This window comes from Saccharothrix sp. NBAS 001 (genome assembly GCF_056640475.1).
On record NZ_CM153251.1, the window covers coordinates 8334985 to 8353997 of the forward strand.

Consider the following 19013-nt stretch of genomic DNA (forward strand, 5'->3'; position numbering starts at 1 on the left):
GGGTGTGGGGCCGGCGTCGGTGCGCGCGCCCGGGGTTTCAGTGGAGGGTGCCGGCGCTGACCGGGAGGTCGGTGGTCCGCGCGGCGGTGGTGCGGATGATCAGGTCCAGGGCGCGGGCCGTGGTCTGCACCGGCAGGCTCGGGGCGTCCTCGTGGCCTTGGCCGGGTGCGTACGGCACGTGCACGAAACCGGCCCTGAGGTGCGGGAACTCCGTGGCTGCCAGGTGCATCAGGCCGTAGAAGACGTGGTTGCAGACGAACGTCCCGGCCGTGTGCGAGACGGCGGCGGGGATGTCCGCGGCCTGCAACGCCGCCACGCACGCCTTCACCGGCAGGGTGCCGAAGTACGCGGTCGGGCCGCCCGCCACCACCGGCACGTCGATCGGCCGGCGGCCGGCGTTGTCCGGGATCCGGGCGTCGTCCAGGTTCACCGCGACCCGCTCCGGGGTCACGCCCACCCGTCCGCCCGCCTGGCCCACGCACACCACGACGTCCGGCGAGTGGGTCACGACCAGCTCCCGCAGCACGTCCAGCGACCGGCCGAACTCGCACGGCAGCTCCGCCGCCACCAGTTCGTACCCGTCGTCGGCGAACTCCTCGGCGACCAGGCGCACCGCGTCCCAGGACGGGTTGGTGGCCTCGCCCCCGAACGGTTCGAAGCCCGTCAGCACAACTCTCACTCGGGCAGACTAGATGTCGTGGCCGACCTCGACGTAGTGCGCCGCCCCCGCCGCAAGGCGGTGACGTTCCTGCTGGTGCTGGCCACCATCGCGTTCTGCGCTGCGGCGGGGCTGCGGCTGCTGGGCATCGACGGCACCCGGCACATGGTCGCCACCACCGCCCTCACCCCGTACTTCACCGCCGCCGGCGTCCTGCTGGCCGCGGTGGCGCTGCTGGTCCGCCGCTGGGCGCTGGGCACGATCGTCCTGCTGCTCTCGCTGGTGCTGGTGGCGGCCGTCGCGCCGCGCGCCTTCCCGGACTCGCGGCCGGTCGGGGTGGGGCAGGAGGTCCGGGTGATGTCGGCGAACCTGGAGTACGGCGGGGCCGACGCGGCGGCGGTGGTCGCGGCGGTGCGGGCGCACCGGGTCGACGTGCTGGCGTTGCAGGAGCTGACGCCGGACGCCGTCGCCCGGCTCGACCGCGCGGGGCTGGCCGACGTGCTGCCGCACCGCGAGTTCCTGCCCGATTCGGGGGCGGCGGGGTCGGGGCTCGCGTCGCGCCACCCGCTGTCGGCTCGGGCCTCGACCTCGAAGAGCACGTTCCGCCAAGCCCGTGCGCTGGTGGACCTGCCCGGCGACGACGTGGAGGTGGTGTCCGTGCACACGCTCGCCCCGACCGTGCCGGGTGGCACCGAGTCGTGGCAGCGGGACCTGGCGGGGCTGCCCGAGCGGAACCTCAACGGGCCGATGCGGGTGCTGGTCGGCGACTTCAACGCCTCGCTCGACCACGTGGGCCTGCGCCGGCTGCTCAACCAGGGTTACGTGGACGCCGCCGACCAGGTCGGCGAGGGGCTGAACCCGACGTGGCCGTCGCGGGGCTACTGGCCGCCGGTGGTGCTCGACCACGTGCTGGTGGACAACCGGTGCCCGGTCGACGCGTTCCAGGTGCTCGACCTGCCCGGCACCGACCACCGGGGGATCCTCACCCGGTTCGTCGTGCCGACGCCGTGAGCCGGTCCAGCTCGACCAGCGCGTCCGCCGCGCCCATCCGCAGCGCCACCCCGCGCCCGTGCCGCACGTCCGGCTCGCGCGGGTTGACCCTGATCAGCGCCCCGGAGGCGGCACTGGCCAGCTCGGCCTGCCGGCGCACGGTCGGCACCGCCAGGCCCGCGCCGAGTTCCAGCACGACCAGGTCGCGCGCGGACCGCCGCCACGCGGTCAGCTCGTCGAGCGCGCGCTGACTCGGCCCGGGCACCCACGACCAGTCGCCGAACATCAGGATGTTGGGCCGGGCCAGGCCGCCGCAGTTGCGGCACGCGGGCAGCGGCGGGACGGCCCGCATGGTCTCCGGGTCGACCTCGACCGCGACGTCGTCGGCCGGCCACACGTCGTCCGTGCACGGCTCGACGCACTGGAGGTGGTGGATGGACCCGTGCACCTCGGCGACGTCGGTGAACCCGGCCCGCTGGAACTGCCCGTCCACGTTCGAGGTGAACACCCGCGCGCCCCACGACCGCAGCACGGCGAACCCGGCGTGCGGCTCGGTGCGCCGGTAGAGGTCCAGCCGGTGGCCGTAGAAGCCCCAGGCCAGCCCGGGGTCTTCGACGAAGTGGACCGGGTCGGCCAGCTCGGCGAACCGCAGCCCGAGCCGTTCGTACGGCGGGTAGGCGCGCCAGAAGCCGCGGTCGCCCCGGAAATCGGGCAGGCCCGAGTCGACGCCCATCCCCGCGCCCGCGCAGACCAGCACGGATGCCGCGCCGGCGAGCAGCTCGGCGGCCCGCTCCAGGGCGGCCCGGTCCGGGGCTGCGGTGTCGTGTGTTGTGGGGTCCGGTGCTGTGGGGGAGTGGTCAGTCACGCTTCGGCTGGGAACTCAGCACGACCTCGAACTCCAGCAGGTCGGCGCCGGTGGCGACGGGCTTGGCCCGCTCGCCGGCGTGCGCCTCGCGGGCGCTGCCGTTGCGCCAGTTGGCGAAGTCCTCGTCGGTCTCCCAGTGGGTGACGACGAAGTACCGCTCGTCGCCGGCGACCGGCCGCAGCAGCTGGAAGCCGAGGAAGCCGGGCGACGAGTCCACCGCTCCGAGCCGGGCGGCGAACCGCTTCTCCAGCTCCGGGCCCGCGCCTTCGGGGACGTGGATCGCGTTGATCTTCACAACTGCCATGGCACCGACGTTAGCAGGGCACGGCCGTGCCCAGCCGTGTGACGCGGCGCGCTACTTGTGCAGCGCACCAGGCCACAGGTACTCGTCGGACGGGATCGTGCCGGCGTGGAACCAGGCGGCGAAGAACCCGTCCAGCTCCTGCCCGGACACCTGCTCCACGTGCGCCTCGAACTCGGGCCACGACACGTTGCCGTCCCGGTGCCGCGCGGTCCAGGTCTGCAAGACCTTGCCGAAAGCCTCGTCGCCGATCTGCCGGCGCAGGGCGTGCACGGCGAGCTGGCCCTTGTCGTACACGCCGCGGAACTCGTTGCCTCGGCCCATGTCGTAGAGCTTGCGGCCCCAGTACTGGGTCGAGTCGGCGGTGCGCGCGACCTCGCGGCGGTACTTGTCGTCGAGGTCGACGCCGTCCTTGCCCTCGGACCACAGCCACTGGGCGTAGCTCGCGAAGCACTCGTTGAGGCAGATGTCGGCCCACGACCGCAGCGACACCGAGTCGCCGAACCACTGGTGGGCGTTCTCGTGCACGACGGTCTCCAGGTCGGCCCACCCGGCGTAGATCGGCCGGGTCTGGGTCTCCAGGGAGAAGCCGATGTTGTCGGCCAGGAAGATGCCGCCCGCCGAGTCGAACGGGTAGGGGCCGAACTTCGAGGCCAGGAACGCCAGGATCTCCGGCAGCCGCTTCTGCTCCTCGCGGGCCTGCAACGCGCCGGGCGCGAACGCGTTCACCACGGGCGTGCCGTCGGGCAGGGTGGTGCGGTCGATCGTCCACTTGTCGATGGCGATCGTGGTCAGGTAGGTGGCCATCGGCTGCGGCGCGGCCCAGCGGTAGGTGGTCCAGCCGTCCGCCTTCGTGGTCTCGCCCTCGGTGCCGTTGGACACCACCGACCAGTCGTCCGGCACGCGGGCCGCGAGCTTGAACGACGCCTTGTCGCGCGGGGTGTCGTTGGCCGGGAACCAGGTGGTCGCCGAGTGCGGCTCGCCCGCCGCGAACGCCCCGCCGGACGCGGACACCTGCCACCCGTTGCGGCCGAGCGCGCGGTCCTCCAGCAGGGTCGGCACGCCGCCGTAGGTGACCGCGACGACGAACTCCCCGTCCTTGGCCAGCGGCTCGGCGGGCGTGATGACCAGTTCGTGGTCGCCCTCCTGGCGGAACCGCGCGGTCTTGCCGCCCACCACGACCTCGGACACCGTTAGTTGGTAGAGGTCGAGGTTGAAGCGGCTCAGCCCGTCCGTCGCGACGGCCGTGATCAGCGCCTTACCGTCGAGCTTGCGGGTGGCGGGGTCGTAGCTGATCGCCAGGTCGTACCCGCGCACGTCGTACCCGGTGTTGCCGTCCTGCGGGTAGTACGGGTCGCCCGCGCCGTCCCCGCCCTCGGCGTCGACCACCGGGGGCGTGGTGGCCGTCGGGCCCGACGACTCCGGCACGGCCTGCGGCGTCGCCCCGGGCTCGCCGGGCATCCGGGCGACCAGCACCCCGACGACCACCAGCGCGACGGCGGCGACGAGGAGGTAAGGGCGGGCTTTGGGGCTCACTGCCATGTCGACATGATGCACGTATGAGCGTTGCGGAGTTCGGCGGATCGGGACAGGGGATCCTGCTGCTGCACGGCCTGATGAGCCGGGCGAGCACCTGGTGGACGGTCGCGCAGTGGCTCAAGCCGTACGGGCGGGTGGTCGCCACCGACGCGCGCGGCCACGGCCGCAACCCGCAGCGCGGTCCGTACCGCACGGAGGACTTCGTCGCCGACGCCGCCGCGACGATCGAGCGGCTCGACCTCGCGCCCGCCGTGGTGATCGGCCACTCGATGGGCGGCCTGCACGCGTGGGCGCTCGCCGCGACCCGCCCCGACCTGGTCGGGGCCGTGGTGGCGGAGGACGTGGTGCCGGACAACACCGGCCGCACGGTCGACGAGTGGCGCTGGTACTTCGACTCGTGGCCGGTGTTCGAGTCGCTCGCGCACGTCCGGTCCGTGGTGCGGGTGCCCCGGGTCGAGGAGATGTTCGAGGAGCGCGCGGACGGCTGGCACCTGATCGCCCGGCTGGACGACCTGTACGAGATCGCCGCCGAGTGGGGCGTCCGGTCGTACTGGGACTTCGTGGACGCCATCCGGTGCCCGACGCTGACCGTGGAGGCCGGTCGGGGCGGGTTGCGGGCCGGTCAGATGGCGGAGGTCGCGCGCCGCACGGGCGGGGCGCACCTGCTGGTCCCCGAGTCCGGGCACGTGGTGCACGACGAGGCCCCGGAGGTCTACCGGGGCGCGGTGGAGGCTTTCCTGAGCGGGTCGATCTCCCCGGTCTGAGTGTCCACCACGGCCAGCTCGCGGACCTTGGCGCGGATCGGCTCGACGGGGTGCAGCGCGGCGAACGCCCGGACGGTCTCCTCGTCGGTCGTGCCGTGGACCAGCGTGCAGTGCGGCACCCAGTTGCCCGGCAGGTAGTAGGCGCTCGGGTTCTTCACCCGCCCGGCCAGCACGTCGTGGATCGCCGAGTGCACGGCCAGCAGCTCGCCGTCCACGACCGCGCCCAGGTGCAGGACGTTCTCGGCGGCGGAGGACGTGCCCAGGGTGTGCAGCCACAGGTCGGGCAGCCACAGCCGGGACAGGTCCTCGCGCAGCTCGGCCCGGACCTTCGGCCCGATCGCGCCCGCGACGGCGTAGGTCAGGTGCGGCGGGTACTCGAACGTCGCGCCGACCCGCCGCCACAGGTCGCGGACCTTCGCGTCCGCCTCGGCGTCGAAGAACACCACCAGGGCGTGCACGTCAGTGCTCCCCGGGCAGCGCGAACAGGCCGGCCGCGGTCTGCTCGACCAGGCCGTCCACCAGCAGCGAGTCCAGGCAGCGGTCGCGCTGGCCGGCGTCGGACCAGACCACGTCCAGCCGGGTCTTCGCGACCGGCTCGGACGTGCCGCGCAGGACGTCCAGCAGCAGCCCCCGGACCTGCCGGTCGGTGCCCGCGAACTTCTGCACCACCTTGGCCGGCCCGTAGTACGCGGGACGCCCGTTGTGCTGCCACGCGCACGTGTCGAACACCGGGCAGTCCGCGCACTTGGGCGTGCGGGCCGTGCAGACGACCGCGCCCAACTCCATCAACGCCGCCGAGAAGACCGCCGCGCCCTCCTGTGGCAGCAGGGCTTCGACGTCGTTCATGTCCCGCGTGGTCGACGGCGGTCCCGCGTCGCCGGCGCCGTGCACGGCTCGTGCGACGACCCGGCGGACGTTCGTGTCGACCACCGGACACCGTTGGCCGTAGGCGAAAGCGGCCACCGCACGGGCCGTGTACGCGCCGATGCCGGGCAGCGCGAGCAGGGTGTCGACGTCGTCGGGCACGACGTCGTCGTGGTCGGTGGAGATGGCCTGTGCGGCTTCGTGCAGCCGCAGCGCGCGCCTCGGGTAGCCGAGCTTGCCCCACGCGCGCAGCACTTCGCCTTGGGAGGCGGCGGCCATGGCGGACGGCGTGGGCCAGCGTTCCAGCCACTCGTGCCAGATGGGCTCCACCCGGGCGACGGGTGTCTGCTGCAACATGATCTCGCTGACCAGCACGCCCCACGCGGTGCACTCGGGCTTGCGCCAGGGCAGGTCGCGGGCGGTGTCGGCGAACCAGTCGATGAGGGTCTGCGCGTCCAGGCTCATAGCGCGGGTCAGTCTTCCAGAACGACCTCGTGCGGGTGAAAGCCGATCGGACGGCGGGAACCGCGGAGTCGGGCGGACCGGGCACGTTCGCGGAGTCGACCGTGCCCGGTGGCGCCCCGGCCTAGCCGACCTCGGCTTGGACGACCTCGGTCAGCGCGCCGGTGTGGACGTCGTACACGAACCCGCGCACGTCGTCGCGGTACGGCACGAACGGGCTGTGGCGGAGTCGGTTCATCGAGTTGCGGACGCTGTCCTTGACCTCGCGGAACGCCTCCACGGACCAGGTCGGGCGCATCCCCGCGTCCTGTTCCAGCTCGTCCTTGAACGCGTCCTCGGTCACCAGTTCGAGGCCGCAGTTCGTGTGGTGCACGAGCAGCACCTCGCGGGTGCCGAGCTTGCGCTGGCTCAGCGCCAGCGACCGGATCATGTCGTCGGTCACCACGCCGCCGGCGTTGCGCAGCACGTGCGCCTCGCCCTGGCGCAGCCCGAAGATCTCGAACACCCTGATCCGCGAATCCATGCAGGTCAGGATCGCGACCTTCATCGAAGGCTTCGGCGAAGAGCGGTCGCCGGGCACCACGTCGCCCAGGTCGGCGTTGCGGCGGAGGAGTTCGTCGATCGAGGTCATGGCCCACCTCCCTATTCGTTCAACTCGGATTGGAACCCGCGTCGGTGATGTCGGCAAGCGGATCGGGCCGGCATCACGTTCACCTCATCGGATTACCCACGCCTACACCGTTATTCCCATCGGCTTGGTTACCTTCAGTCAGGTGATCGAGCCCACAGGCCCGCTCCCGCCGTCCGTGTACTGGCGGCGACGCGCGCTGGCCATCGGCGGGTCCGTGACGGCCCTGGTGCTGGCCGTGTGGCTGGTCGGGGCGCTGATCGGGCGCGGTGACCCGGTGCCGACCACCGGGGCGGCGGCCTCGTCGAGCCCGCCGCCGCAGAGCGAGCGCCCGGTGGCCGCCTCGTCGTCCTCGACCACCCCGCCACCGCCCCCGCCGCCGTCGCCCACCACGACCCCGCCGCCCGCGCCGCCGCCCGGCCCGCCGCAGCCGTGCGAGGACGCGCAGCTGAGCGTGAAGGCGGAGGTGGACAAGCCCGCGTACCCGGCGGGGCAGGCGGTCGGGATGAAGATCCTGGTGTCCAACACCGGGCCGCTGCCGTGCACCCGGGAGATCGGGCGGGCGGTGCGGGAACTGGTGGTGACCAGCGCGGACGGCGGCACGCGCCTGTGGTCGAGCAACGACTGCTTCGCGACCGAGGGGTCCGAGGTCCGGGTGCTGCGGCCCGGCGAGGTGTTCGACTTCGGGCTGAGGTGGCTGGGGAGCACGTCGGAGCCGGGCTGCGCGAAGCACACCCGGCTGGGGCCGGGGGACTACCTGCTCATCGCGCGGGTGGCCGGGAAGGCGGGCGATCCGGTCGTGTTCCGGATGACCTGATGCCCGGCCACCACCGCGTCACGGACCGAACCAGCGCTCCTCGACCACGCCGCGCGGCGAGGCGGCCGTGGCGCCGACGACCAGTTCGGTGGCCAGCGTGACCGACCGGGGCCGGGTCCGCTCGGCCGAGTCCAGCAGCAGCTTGCCCGCCGCCCGGCCCTTCTCCAGCACCGGCTGGCGGACCGTGGTCAGGCCCGCCTGCTCGGCCTCCCGGATGCCGTCGAACCCGGTGACGGTCAGGTCGTGCGGCACGTTCAGGCCGCGCTTGCGGGCTTCGCCGAGCGCGCCCAGCGCGAGGATGTCCGACGTGCAGATCAGGGCGGTGATCCTCGGGTCGCGGTCCAGCACCTGCGCCGCGGCGGACGCGCCGGACGCGATGGTGTGGTCGAACCGCTCCACCACCGGGACGCCCGCCCAGTCCACGCCGGCCTCGGTGAACGCCTCGGCGAGCCCCGCGATCCGGGCCCGCTGCACGTGGAAGTGCGCCGACCGCTGCCGCTCCAGCGAGACGTACCCGTCGTTGCGGTCGCGGGCCAGCCGCATGCACACCACGCCGATCCGCCGGTGCCCCAACGAGATCAGGTGCTTGGCGAGCGAGTTCATCGCGGCCTGGTCGTCGATTCCCACCCGATCGACGTTGCCCAGGTCCGGCTGGTCGCACACCACGGTCGGCACCGGCCGTTCGAGCACGGCGGCCAGGTGCGGGTCGTCGTCGGGCACCGAGTACACCACGAACCCGTCGACGCCGGCGCGGTGCACCGCGGCCACGTCCTCGCGTTCGGGGTTCGCCGGTACCAGCAGCAGGCCGGTCCCGGCGTCTTCGCACGCCAGGGCCAAGCCCTCCAGGAACCCGATCGCGGCCGGGTCGCGGAACGCGTAGGACAGGTTCTCGGTGAGCAGCAGCCCCACCGCCCCCGCCTTCCGCGTCCGCAGCGACCTGGCCACCGGGTCGGGGCCCGGATATCCGAGTCGTCTCGCTGTCTCCAACACCCGGCGTCGCAGCTCCGGCGAGAGCTGGTCGGGACGGTTGTACGCGTTGGACACCGTTGTCCGGGAAACACCCAGCTCCGCTGCCAGTGAGGCGAGCGTCGCGGGGCGTCGCACATGCATCGACCGCGCCATGAAGTGACCGTAACGGTTCAGAACCAATTACAGAAGTAGGCGTGACGGGCGTCCCTGCGATTGGTCATTACCGCAGGTGGGACCGGGTTAGCTGTCTGGAACATGGTCCAGACCAATTAGGCGGGTGGTGGCGGTGCGCAGGACTCCCGGATGACCAGTTTCGGGCGGAACACGCGGGTGTAGTTGCCCGCCGGGCGACGCCGCCGATCGGGGTCCAGCCGGTGCACCAACTCGTCCACGGCCGCTGCCGCCATCTCCTCGATCGGCTGGGCCAACGTGGTCAACGACGGCGAGCAGTACGACGCCAGCGGGATGTCGTCGAAACCCACCACGGACAGGTCGCGCGGCACGTCCAGCCCGCGCTTGTGCGCCTCCCGCAGCACGCCGATCGCCATGTGGTCGGACGAGCAGAACACCGCCGTGGGCCGCACGGTGTCCAGCAGCCGCCCGATCGCCTCGGCCCCGCCCTCCGGGCCGAACTGCGCGTGCGCCACGAACTCCGAGCCCGCCGGCAGCCCGTCCTCCTCCATCGCCGCCGACCAGCCCGCCCGCTTGAGCCGCGACGGCAGCGAGCGCGCCGGACCGGACACGAAGCCGATCCTGCGGTGGCCGAGTTCCACCAGGTGCCGGGTCGCCGCGTACCCGGCGTGCTGCTCGTCCACGGTCACGTCCGGCACGTCCAGCGACGGCGTCGCGCCGTTGAGGAACACCATGTGCACGCCGTCCGCGAGCAGCTTGGCGTAGTAGCTAGGGCGCGGGGCCTGGCCCAGCGGGACCTCGACGTTGGTGATCTCCGGCGAGACGAACACCATGCCCTCGACGCCGCGCGCGAGCAGCATCCGGACGTACTCCTCCTCGCCCATCGCGGCCGAGCCGGTGGCGCGGGTGTTGCACAGCAACGACGAGTAGCCCAGCCGCGCGGCGCGCACCTCCAGCGCCTCGGCGAAGGCGGGGAACACCGGGTTGGACAGCTCCGGCACCAGCAGCCCGATCACGCCGGTCCGCTGCAACGCGCCCAGGCCCCTCGGTGTGTAAGGCATCTCGGCGAGGACCGCGAGCACGCGCTGGCGCGTCTCCTCGTTGACACCCGCCCGGCGGTTGAGCACCCGGCTGACCGTGGAGATGCTCACCCCGGCTGCCCTGGCGATCTCGGACAGACCGGACACCGTTCCTCCTCGCTGGTCGTGGGTCGCGTGCAGCCTGCCGCGAGCGGCAAAGTTTTGCAACGCCTACTCGCATTTCGCTCGGACGGGTGCCGCCGTTACGGCTCGGTTTCGCCCGGGCCCTTGACCCCGTGCTGGTGGAGGCGATGAAATCCGACGTCAACAATTTCGCAAGTTCTTGCAGTGGCTCCACCGCGATGGGGCCGACAGGAGGGACGGCAGCAACGATGCGACGGACCACCTTCACGACCGCCGTGGCGGCGGGCCTCGCCGGCGCCCTCGTCCTCACCGCGTGCGGTGGCGGCGGTGCGGCGGGCGACAGCGGCGAGGTCACCTTCTGGGACACCAGCGGGCCCAACGAGTCCCCGGTGTTCGGCAGGATCGCGCAGGACTGCGCCGGCCGGGGCGGGTTCCGGGTCAAGACCGAGACGGTGCCGTTCGACCTGGCGCTCAACAACTACAAGACCGCCGCGCAGGGCGGCCAGGGCCCCGACGTGTTCCGCGCCGAGGTGGCCTGGGTGCCGCAGCTCGCGAAGCTGGGCTACCTGGTCGACCTCACCGACACCGACCTGGGCAAGGACACCGCCGACTTCCTCGCCACGCCGCTGGGCTCCACCAAGTACGAGGGCCGGGCCTACGGCGTGCCGCAGGTGACCGACTCGCTGGCGCTGTTCTACAACAAGAAGCTGCTCGCGGCGGCGGACGTCGAGCCGCCGAAGACGTGGGACGAGGTCAAGGCCGCGGCGGCGAAGCTCGGCGGCGAGAAGACCCTGTTCATCAACAACGACGCCTACTACGCGCTGCCGTTCATCTACGGGGCCGGCGGCGACCTGGTGGACGCCTCGGCGAAGAAGATCGTGGTCAACTCGGCGGACAACGTGAAGGCGTTGCGGACCGCCAAGGGCCTGCTCGACGCCAAGGCCGCGACGACCGCGCTGGACCCGGCCAACTCGTACAACAACATGCAGGCCGCGTTCTCGTCGGGCGAGGTCGCCATGGTGGTCAACGGGCCGTGGTCGGTGGCCGACTACCTCAAGGGCACGGCGTTCGCCGACAAGCTCGACCTGGGCATCGCCCCCGTCCCGGGCGAGACCGCCGGCAAGGGCTCCGCGCCGGTCGGCGGGCACGACTACGTGATCCGGCAGGGCACCAGGGCCAAGGACTCGGCGGCGAAGCTGGTGGCCTGCATGAGCGGGGTCGACGCGCAAGTGCGGGTGGCCAAGGAGCTGGGGCTGCTGCCCACCCGGAAGTCGGCCTACGAGAACGCGGACGTGAAGGCCAACCCCGTGGTGTCGGCGTTCCAGCCGGTGGCGATGGCCGCGCACGCCCGGCCGTGGATCCCCGAGGGCGGGCAGCTGTTCGACCCGCTGAAGATCGCCTACGCGGACGTCCTTTCGGGGAAGAAGGACGCGCAGGCCGCGCTGGACGAGGTCGCGAAGGCGTACCAGGACCAGGTCGTGACGGACTACAGCATCGGCTGACGCGCCCCCTCGCGCTGCGCGTCGTCCGCACGGCGCGCAGCGCCCCGACCCCCCGAAGGAGGCGACCGTGCGCAGGTTCCTGGACAGGTACTGGTACGCGTACGCGATGGTGCTGCCGGTGGTGGTGGTCCTCGCGGTGCTGGTGCTGCTCCCGCTCGCCCAGGGCGTGTACTTCACCTTCACCGACATCAACGAGGGCACCATCGCCAACCCGGTCCTGGACCGGCCCGCCGGCTACCGCGGCGTCGGACTGGCGAACTACCTCGACGTGCTGTCCGGCGACCCGAGTTACGGCTCGTTCTGGTCCACCCTGGTCCGCACGCTGGTCTGGACGTTCGGCTGCGTGTTCTGCCACTACGCGATCGGCCTCGGCCTGGCGCTGCTGCTCGACCGCCGGGTGCGGGGCCGGGCCGCCTACCGGGTGCTGCTGATCCTGCCGTGGGCGGTGCCGGCGTTCATCAGCGCGTTCGCCTGGAAGTACATGTTCAACGCCCAGTACGGGATCATCAACCAGACCCTGCGCGCGCTCGGCCTGCCGGACCCGATCTGGCTCGGCCAGTCCGACTGGGCGCTGGTGGCGGTGATCCTGGTCAACGTCTGGCTGGGCGTCCCGTTCATGATGGTGGCGCTGCTGGGCGGCCTCCAGTCGATCCCGGGCGACCTGTACGAGGCGGCCGAGATGGACGGCGCGTCGGCGTGGCAGCGGTTCCGGGAGGTGACCCTGCCGGGGCTGCGCTCGGTGTCGAGCACGGTCGTGCTGCTCGGGATCATCTGGACGTTCAACATGTTCGCGGTGATCTACCTGATCACCGGGCCGAACCCGAACACCCGGATCCTGGTGACCTACGCGTTCGAGCGGTTCTTCTCCGGTGCGTCGCGGGACTACGCGGTGGCGTCGACCTACGGCGTGCTGATCCTGTCCGTGCTGCTGGTGTTCGCGGGCGTCTACCGGCGCGCGCTGCGCAACCAAGGCGAGGTGTGGTGATGGCGGTCGAGGCCGCTTCCCTGAAGTCCGTCGGGAAGACCGTTGCGCCCCAACGCCCCCGGAAGCGCGGTGAACGTTCCAGGCTCGCCAGTGCCGGGCTGCACGCGGCGTTGGCGGGCGCGTCGCTGATCGCGGTGTTCCCGGTGTTCTGGGTGCTGGTCACCTCGTTCAAGCCGGACGCGCGCGCGGTCGAGACGACGCCGAAGCTGCTCGACGAGTCCACTGTGGACAACTACACCCGGATCCTGTCCGGGGAGAAGGGGAACTTCCTCGCGTGGTTCGGCAACTCGGTGACCATCGCCCTGATGACGACGGTGGTCTCGGTGTTCCTGTCGGCGACCACGGGCTACGCCGCGTCCCGGTTCCGCTTCCCGGGCAAGCGGTCGCTGATGCTGTCGTTCCTGGTGGTGCAGATGTTCCCGTTCGCGGTGCTGATCGTGCCGCTGTACAACACCCTGCTCGCGCTGGGGTTGCAGGGGACCGGCTTCGGGCTGGTGCTGGTCTACTGCACGACCGCCGTGCCGTTCTGCACGTACATGCTCAAGGGCTACTTCGACACCATCCCGACCGACATCGACGAGGCCGGGCGGGTGGACGGGCTGTCGCCGTTCGGGGTGTTCTGGCGGCTGGTCGTGCCGCTGGCGCGGCCGGGCCTGGCGGTGACCGCGTTCTACGCGTTCCTGACGGCGTGGGGCGAGGTGGCGTTCGCCTCGGCGTTCCTGTCGGCGGCCGACGACTCGAAGACGCTCGCGGTGGGGTTGCAGGTGTTCGTCCAGCAGAACCGGACCGAGTGGGGGCACCTGGCGGCGGCGTCGATCCTGGTCGCGATCCCCGCCATCGTGGTGTTCTACCTGGTGCAGCGGTTCCTGGTGGCCGGGCTCTCCTCGGGCGCGGTGAAGGGCTGACCCGGGCCCGGCGCGGACCCGGAGCCCGGTGGCCGCCGGCCTGGTCGGCCCCGACGGCGACCCGGCCGCCCGGGTGGCGGGGTGGTGTCGGGCGGGTGGCGGGGCGGTGGAAAGTAGACCAATGCACCTGTTCCCGTAAGCGCTTGCAATGCCTAGCGTTGCGGCAAAGCTTGGTAGGGAAAGGTGTGTTCCATGGCAGAGGTGGCCTACGTCAAGGCGTCGCGGATCTACTCCGGCAACCCGCCGGTCCGCGCCGTGGACGAGTTGTCGCTCGACGTCGCCGACGGCGAGTTCCTGGTGCTGGTCGGCCCGTCCGGTTCGGGCAAGTCGACCGCGCTGCGGATGCTCGCGGGCCTGGAGGACGTGGACGAGGGCGCCATCCGGATCGGCGGCAAGGACGTCACCAACGTGCCGCCGAAGGGCCGGGACATCGCGATGGTGTTCCAGTCCTACGCGCTCTACCCGCACATGACGGTCGCCGAGAACATGGGCTTCGCGCTCAAGCTGCGCGGCGTCAACAAGGCCGAGATCAAGAAGAAGGTGGACGAGGCGGCGGGGATGCTCGACCTCGCCAAGTACCTCGACCGCAAGCCCAAGGCGCTCTCCGGCGGGCAGCGGCAGCGCGTCGCGATGGGCCGCGCGATCGTGCGCGAGCCCTCCGTCTTCCTGATGGACGAGCCGCTGTCCAACCTGGACGCGAAGCTGCGCGTGGAGACCCGCGCGAACATCGCCGCCCTCCAGCAGCGCCTCGGCACCACGATGATCTACGTGACGCACGACCAGATCGAGGCCATGACCATGGGCCACCGGGTGGCCGTGCTCAAGGACGGCCTGCTCCAGCAGTGCGACACCCCGCGCGCGCTCTACGACAAGCCGGACAACGCGTTCGTGGCCGGGTTCATGGGTTCGCCCGCCATGAACCTCAAGACCGTGCCGCTGACCTCCGAGGGCGTCAAGCTCGACGGGGTCGTGGTGCCGCTGGAGCGCCGCGCGCTCGACGCCGCCGGGGCCGAGGGCCTGACCGAGGTCACGTTCGGCATCCGGCCCGAGGCGCTGGCGCTGGTCGGTTCGCAGGGCAACGGCATGGAGATGGTCGTCGAGCTGGTCGAGGAGCTGGGCGCGGACGCGCTGGTGCACGGCGCGGTGCGGATCGGCAAGTCCTCGGAGCGGTTCGTGGTCCGGGTCGACGGGCGCACGCCGCCGTCGCTGGGCCAGACCGTGAAGGTCGCGGTGCGCGACGCCGGCGAGGTGCACCTGTTCCACCCGGAGTCCGGCGCGCGCCTCACCAACTGAGACCGGTCGACCACGCACCGAGGGCCATCCGCTGCGGCGGGTGGCCCTCGGTGGCGTTCTCGGCCACAAAAACACCCGGTCGGTGGACGTCCGAGTGGCGGAGCGTTCTAAACTGAACTCGACAACGGTTTCCATTACCCATGAATCAGCCTGTCGAGGAGTCAGCCCATGACCGTCCGTAACGCGATGCTCGGCGCGGTGGCCGCCGTGACGGCCGTCGCCCTCACCGCCTGCGGCGGCTCGCCGGCGTCCACGACCGGGGACGGCAAGATCAAGGTCGTCGCCTCCACCAACGTCTGGGGCAGCGTCGTCAAGGCCGTGGGCGGCGACGCGGTCGAGGTCAGCGCCATCATCAACGACCCCTCCGGCGACCCGCACTCGTACAACAGCAAGCCGTCCGACGTGGCCGCGGTGAAGGACGCCCAGTTGGTCATCTTCAACGGCGGCGGCTACGACGACTTCTTCGCCACGCTGCTCACCACGGACACCGAGAAGGCCAAGAAGATCGAGACCTTCCCGCTGTCGGGCAAGATCGACTCGCACGAGGAGTCGCACGCCGGCGACGAGCCGCACGACCACGAGGTCAACGAGCACGTCTGGTACGACCTGGACACCGTGCGCAAGGTCGCCGACCAGGCCGCCGCCGACCTGTCGGAGATCGCGCCGGACAAGAAGTCCACCTTCACCGACAACGCCGCCGCGTTCGGCCGTGACATCGAGGCGCTGCACGGGAAGCTCGACGGCGTGGGCAAGGGCAAGAAGGTGTTGCAGACCGAGCCGGTCGCGCACTACCTGCTCGACGTCGCGGGCGTCGAGGACGTGACCCCGGAGACGTTCAGCAAGGCCGTCGAGGGCGAGACCGACATCCCGGCCGCCGCCCTGGCGGATGTCACCCGACTGGTGGACCAGAAGCAGGTCGCGGCCGTGGTCGACAACGTGCAGACCGAGAACCCGGCGGTCAAGCAGGTCGTGGCGAAGGCGGGCCAGGTCGGCGTGCCGGTGGTGGAGGTCTCCGAGACGCTGCCCGAGGGCGTGACGGGTTACCTTGACTGGATGACGAAGCAGGTGGACGCGTTGGTGGGGGCGCTTCGCGGATGACCGCACAGGTGAGCGACAAATCCGTGCGCGGCGCGGTGGCCCTGCGCGGGGCGCGACTGTCCTACAGGGACCGCGTGCTGTGGGAGGGGTTGGACCTGGACGTGGCCCCCGGTGAGTTCGTGGCCGTGCTGGGGCCCAACGGGTCGGGCAAGACGAGCCTGATGCGCGTGCTGCTCGGCCTGCAACCGCTGTCCGCGGGCACGGTGGACGTGGCCGGCGGCAACCGGCGCATCGGCTACATCCCGCAGCAGCGCGCGCTGGACTCGTCGCTCACCCTGCGCGGTCGGGACCTGGTCGGGTTCGGCCTGGACGGGCACGAGTGGGGCATCGGCTGGCGCAACCGCAAGCGCCGCCGGGCCGACGTGGACGCCGCGCTGGCCTCGGTCGGCGCGACCCGCTACGCCGACGAGCCGGTCGGGCTGCTCTCCGGCGGCGAGCAGCAGCGGCTGCGGGTGGCGCAGGCGCTGGTCGGCGACCCGAAGGTGCTGCTGTGCGACGAACCCCTGCTGTCGCTGGACCTCGCCCACCAGCGGGTGGTCAGCGACCTGATCGACCGGCGGCGGCGCGCGGCGGGCACCGCGGTGCTGTTCGTGACCCACGAGATCAACCCGATCCTGCCGCTGGTCGACCGGGTGCTCTACCTGGTCGACGGGCGGTTCCGGATCGGCTCGCCCGCCGAGGTGATGACGTCGGCGACGCTGTCCGCGCTGTACCGCACGAACGTCGAGGTGGTCCGCGTGCGCGACCAGATCCACGTGGTCGGCGCGCAGCACGTGTGCGAGGACGAGCCGCACCACCTGGCGGATGAGGACTGATGGACGACTTCTTCGACCTGTCGCTGACGTTCGAGCTGCTCGGCTACGGGTTCGTGCAGCAGATGCTGATCGCGGGCGCGGTGCTGGGCGTGGTGGCGGGGCTGCTCGGGCCGCTGGTGGTGACCCGCAAGATGGCGTTCGCCGTGCACGGCACGTCCGAACTGGCCTTCACCGGCGGCGCGGCGGCGCTGCTGGTCGGCGTGGGCGTCGGCTACGGCGCGCTGGCCGGGTCCGTGGTGGCGGCGCTGCTGCTGGGGCTGCTGTCGCGGCGCGACTCCGACCGGGACTCGGTGATCGGCGCGATCCTGGCGTTCGGGCTGGGCCTGGGCGTGCTGTTCCTGTTCATGTACAAGGGCAGGTCGGCCAACAAGTTCGGGTTGCTCACCGGGCAGATCGTGAACGTCGGCTCGACCGACCTGTGGCTGCTGATCGGCTCGTCGGCCGCGGTGCTGGCGGTGCTGGCGTTCATCTACCGGCCGCTGCACTTCGCGTCGGTGGACGTGGCCGTGGCGACCGCGCGGGGCGTCCCGGTGCGCACGCTCGCGGTCGTCTTCGCCGTGCTGGTGGGCATCGCCACGGCGCTGAGCGTGCAGATCGTCGGCGCGCTCCTGGTGCTGTCGCTGATGATCACGCCCGCCGCCGCGGCGAGCCGGGTCACCGCGTCGCCGGTCCGGGCGACCGTGCTGTCGGTGGTGTTCGCGGAGATCGCCATCCTGCTGGGCATCCTGCTCTCGCTCGCGCCCGGCGTGCCGGTGAGCGCGTTCGTCACGGCGGTGTCCTTCCTGATATACCTCGTATGCCGAGCTTTCGGCGGCGCGCGCAGCCGTGCGGACGCCTGACCACGGCTGTCCACACCGTGGGACGCCGAGGTGGTGGCGGAACGGGCCGGCCCCGCGCGCCCTCGCGCAGGTCAGCGCCCGCACCCCCGCTGACCTGGGTGGCGTAACCGTCGCGTAACGCCGCGTTCGCGGTCGGTGACCCAGACTGCTCGCCATGGACGTGGGCAGCAGGGAGCACGGCGCACCGGAGCGGCGGTTGCGCGCCGACCGGGCGCGGCAGGCCGCCGACGTGATCCGCCGGCAGGTCGTCGGCCGGGCCTTCCCGGGCGGCGTGCTGCCCGACGAACTGGTCCTGGCGGCCGAGTTCGGGGTGTCGCGCAACGCCATCCGCGAGGCGCTCGACCTGCTCCGCGAGGAGGGGCTCATCGACCGGGTGCCCGGCGTGGGCACCGTCGTGGTGACCGAGAAGTACCCGCACGGCCTCAACCGGCTGATGGGCCTCGCGGAAGTCCTGCACGAGCACGGCGAGGTCACCAACGACGTCCGCGCCGCGGGCCCGATCCGGCCGCCCACCTCGGTGGCGCGCCGACTCCAGCTCGCCGACGGCGAGCAGGTCGTCTACGTCGAGCGGCTGCGCCGGCTCAACGGCCTGCCGCTGTCGCTGGACCTGACCTACCTGGTGATGGACGTCGGCCTGCCGCTGCTCGCCGAGGACCTCCGCAACCGGGACATCTTCTCGCTCATCGAGCAGACCTCCGGGCAGCGGCTCGGCACCGCCGCCGTGACGCTGGAGGCGGTCAACGCCGACCTGCACGCGTCCACCGTGCTGGAGGTGCCGCGCGGCGCGGCCCTGCTCGTGGTGGAGCGCCTGAGCCACTTCGCCGACGGCCGTCCGGTGGACCTGGAGTTCATCCGGCTGCGCGGCGACCGCCTGACCATGAGCACTGTGTTGGATCGCGGCGACTCCGTCGCCGCAGGCTCGGGCGCCTGAAGTCGGCGCCTTCCCTCGTGGATCCGTGAACGCTCCGCGTCGGCGGATCGACTCAGTCCAGGCGCCGACGCGCCCTCGCGTGTCGGGAGAGGAGTTTTCGAACGTGACTGTGGTGGGTCGCGGCGGCTCGGTCGTCGTGGGCTCGGGTGCCTGAGGTCGGCGCCTTCCCTTGTGGATCCGTGAACGCTCCGCGTTGGCGGATCGACTCAGTCCAGGCACCGGCGCGCCCTCGCGTGTCGGGAGAGGAGCTTCGAGCATGGCCCTGGTGAACAACCGCGTCGACGTGCCGGTGACCATCGACGAATCGCGGTGCATCGACGGCTGCCGGCTGTGCGTGGACATGTGTCCGCTGGACTCGCTGGCCATCCACCCGGACACCAACAAGGCGTACATGCACGTGGACGAGTGCTGGTACTGCGGTCCGTGCGCCGCGCGCTGCCCGACCGGCGCGGTGGAGATCAACATGCCGTACCTGCTGCGGTGAGGGGGACGG

21 protein-coding genes are annotated in these 19013 nt (G+C 71.8%); 12 read left to right on the forward strand and 9 right to left on the reverse strand.

Translation table 11 applies throughout. The features are described 5' to 3' along the window. Nucleotides 1-37 precede the first annotated feature (37 nt). Entirely contained in the window at nucleotides 38-679 is a 642-nt protein-coding gene (gene pcp, locus AC0HI0_RS36910) for a pyroglutamyl-peptidase I (RefSeq protein WP_480928099.1), read from the reverse strand. An 18-nt stretch (nucleotides 680-697) separates the two neighbouring features. On the opposite strand from pcp, the gene AC0HI0_RS36915 reads away from it, so the two are divergent. Further along, a complete protein-coding gene (locus AC0HI0_RS36915; RefSeq protein WP_480928100.1) occupies nucleotides 698-1669 on the forward strand; it encodes an endonuclease/exonuclease/phosphatase family protein in 972 nt (323 codons plus the stop codon). Here the strand turns inward: AC0HI0_RS36915 and AC0HI0_RS36920 are convergent. The 3 genes from AC0HI0_RS36920 to AC0HI0_RS36930 form a co-directional block, all read right to left on the reverse strand. After that, the gene (locus AC0HI0_RS36920; protein ID WP_480934470.1) at nucleotides 1641-2444 is read right to left on the reverse strand and encodes an SIR2 family NAD-dependent protein deacylase; all 804 of its coding nucleotides are present in this window, start codon (nucleotides 2442-2444) and stop codon (nucleotides 1641-1643) included. The two genes, AC0HI0_RS36915 and AC0HI0_RS36920, sit on opposite strands and share 29 nt — an antisense overlap. 61 nt (nucleotides 2445-2505) lie before the next feature. After that, nucleotides 2506-2817 (reverse strand): antibiotic biosynthesis monooxygenase family protein, encoded by a 312-nt coding sequence (locus AC0HI0_RS36925; protein WP_480928101.1) that lies wholly within the window; start codon nucleotides 2815-2817, stop codon nucleotides 2506-2508. Nucleotides 2818-2868: 51 nt separating this feature from the next. Further along, complete coding sequence (locus AC0HI0_RS36930) at nucleotides 2869-4356, reverse strand: M1 family metallopeptidase (RefSeq protein ID WP_480928102.1); 1488 nt, start codon at nucleotides 4354-4356, stop codon at nucleotides 2869-2871. Between the two features lie 17 nt (nucleotides 4357-4373). Here AC0HI0_RS36930 and AC0HI0_RS36935 point away from each other — a divergent pair, with 17 nt between their 5' ends. Further along, nucleotides 4374-5117 carry an alpha/beta fold hydrolase gene (locus AC0HI0_RS36935; RefSeq protein ID WP_480928103.1) on the forward strand — a complete coding sequence of 248 codons (744 nt, stop codon included), beginning with the start codon at nucleotides 4374-4376 and terminating at the stop codon, nucleotides 5115-5117. Here the strand turns inward: AC0HI0_RS36935 and AC0HI0_RS36940 are convergent. From AC0HI0_RS36940 to AC0HI0_RS36950, 3 genes are all read right to left on the reverse strand, one after another. Further along, nucleotides 5066-5575 carry a 2'-5' RNA ligase family protein gene (locus AC0HI0_RS36940; RefSeq protein WP_480928104.1) on the reverse strand — a complete coding sequence of 170 codons (510 nt, stop codon included), beginning with the start codon at nucleotides 5573-5575 and terminating at the stop codon, nucleotides 5066-5068. The two genes, AC0HI0_RS36935 and AC0HI0_RS36940, sit on opposite strands and share 52 nt — an antisense overlap. Nucleotide 5576: 1 nt before the next feature. Next, complete coding sequence (locus tag AC0HI0_RS36945) at nucleotides 5577-6446, reverse strand: HhH-GPD family protein (protein WP_480928105.1); 870 nt, start codon at nucleotides 6444-6446, stop codon at nucleotides 5577-5579. A gap of 121 nt (nucleotides 6447-6567) precedes the next feature. Next, nucleotides 6568-7074: a beta-class carbonic anhydrase gene (locus AC0HI0_RS36950; RefSeq protein WP_480928106.1), complete on the reverse strand. Its 507-nt coding sequence runs from the start codon at nucleotides 7072-7074 to the stop codon at nucleotides 6568-6570. Between the two features lie 142 nt (nucleotides 7075-7216). On the opposite strand from AC0HI0_RS36950, the gene AC0HI0_RS36955 reads away from it, so the two are divergent. Then, on the forward strand, nucleotides 7217-7888 hold the full coding sequence (locus AC0HI0_RS36955) for a hypothetical protein (protein ID WP_480928107.1): 672 nt from the start codon (nucleotides 7217-7219) through the stop codon (nucleotides 7886-7888). Nucleotides 7889-7906: 18 nt separating this feature from the next. Here AC0HI0_RS36955 and AC0HI0_RS36960 read toward each other — a convergent pair whose 3' ends face one another. Both AC0HI0_RS36960 and AC0HI0_RS36965 read right to left on the reverse strand, forming a co-directional pair. Beyond that, entirely contained in the window at nucleotides 7907-9010 is a 1104-nt protein-coding gene (locus AC0HI0_RS36960; RefSeq protein WP_480928108.1) for a LacI family DNA-binding transcriptional regulator, read from the reverse strand. A gap of 116 nt (nucleotides 9011-9126) precedes the next feature. Beyond that, complete coding sequence (locus AC0HI0_RS36965) at nucleotides 9127-10176, reverse strand: LacI family DNA-binding transcriptional regulator (RefSeq protein WP_480928109.1); 1050 nt, start codon at nucleotides 10174-10176, stop codon at nucleotides 9127-9129. 224 nt (nucleotides 10177-10400) lie between these two features. On the opposite strand from AC0HI0_RS36965, the gene AC0HI0_RS36970 reads away from it, so the two are divergent. The 9 genes from AC0HI0_RS36970 to AC0HI0_RS37010 all read left to right on the forward strand — a co-directional run bounded on the left by AC0HI0_RS36970 (nucleotide 10401) and on the right by AC0HI0_RS37010 (nucleotide 19004). Then, a complete protein-coding gene (locus tag AC0HI0_RS36970) occupies nucleotides 10401-11654 on the forward strand; it encodes an extracellular solute-binding protein (protein ID WP_480928110.1) in 1254 nt (417 codons plus the stop codon). A 67-nt stretch (nucleotides 11655-11721) separates the two neighbouring features. Further along, nucleotides 11722-12639, forward strand: a complete 918-nt coding sequence (locus tag AC0HI0_RS36975) for a carbohydrate ABC transporter permease (protein ID WP_480928111.1) — start codon at nucleotides 11722-11724, stop codon at nucleotides 12637-12639. Then, nucleotides 12639-13544 (forward strand): sugar ABC transporter permease, encoded by a 906-nt coding sequence (locus AC0HI0_RS36980; protein ID WP_480928112.1) that lies wholly within the window; start codon nucleotides 12639-12641, stop codon nucleotides 13542-13544. The genes AC0HI0_RS36975 and AC0HI0_RS36980 overlap by 1 nt, the downstream gene beginning before the upstream one ends. A gap of 192 nt (nucleotides 13545-13736) precedes the next feature. Further along, a complete protein-coding gene (locus AC0HI0_RS36985; RefSeq protein WP_480928113.1) occupies nucleotides 13737-14837 on the forward strand; it encodes an ABC transporter ATP-binding protein in 1101 nt (366 codons plus the stop codon). Between the two features lie 168 nt (nucleotides 14838-15005). Further along, a complete protein-coding gene (locus tag AC0HI0_RS36990; RefSeq protein ID WP_480928114.1) occupies nucleotides 15006-15935 on the forward strand; it encodes a metal ABC transporter solute-binding protein, Zn/Mn family in 930 nt (309 codons plus the stop codon). Beyond that, nucleotides 15932-16750: a metal ABC transporter ATP-binding protein gene (locus AC0HI0_RS36995; RefSeq protein WP_480928115.1), complete on the forward strand. Its 819-nt coding sequence runs from the start codon at nucleotides 15932-15934 to the stop codon at nucleotides 16748-16750. Before AC0HI0_RS36990 ends, AC0HI0_RS36995 begins: the two co-directional genes overlap by 4 nt. Continuing rightward, nucleotides 16750-17589 carry a metal ABC transporter permease gene (locus tag AC0HI0_RS37000; protein ID WP_480928116.1) on the forward strand — a complete coding sequence of 280 codons (840 nt, stop codon included), beginning with the start codon at nucleotides 16750-16752 and terminating at the stop codon, nucleotides 17587-17589. The genes AC0HI0_RS36995 and AC0HI0_RS37000 overlap by 1 nt, the downstream gene beginning before the upstream one ends. A gap of 154 nt (nucleotides 17590-17743) precedes the next feature. Next, nucleotides 17744-18520: a GntR family transcriptional regulator gene (locus AC0HI0_RS37005; protein ID WP_480928117.1), complete on the forward strand. Its 777-nt coding sequence runs from the start codon at nucleotides 17744-17746 to the stop codon at nucleotides 18518-18520. Nucleotides 18521-18776: 256 nt separating this feature from the next. Beyond that, nucleotides 18777-19004: an indolepyruvate ferredoxin oxidoreductase subunit alpha gene (locus tag AC0HI0_RS37010; RefSeq protein WP_015097837.1), complete on the forward strand. Its 228-nt coding sequence runs from the start codon at nucleotides 18777-18779 to the stop codon at nucleotides 19002-19004. The last annotated feature ends 9 nt before the right edge of the window (nucleotides 19005-19013 follow it).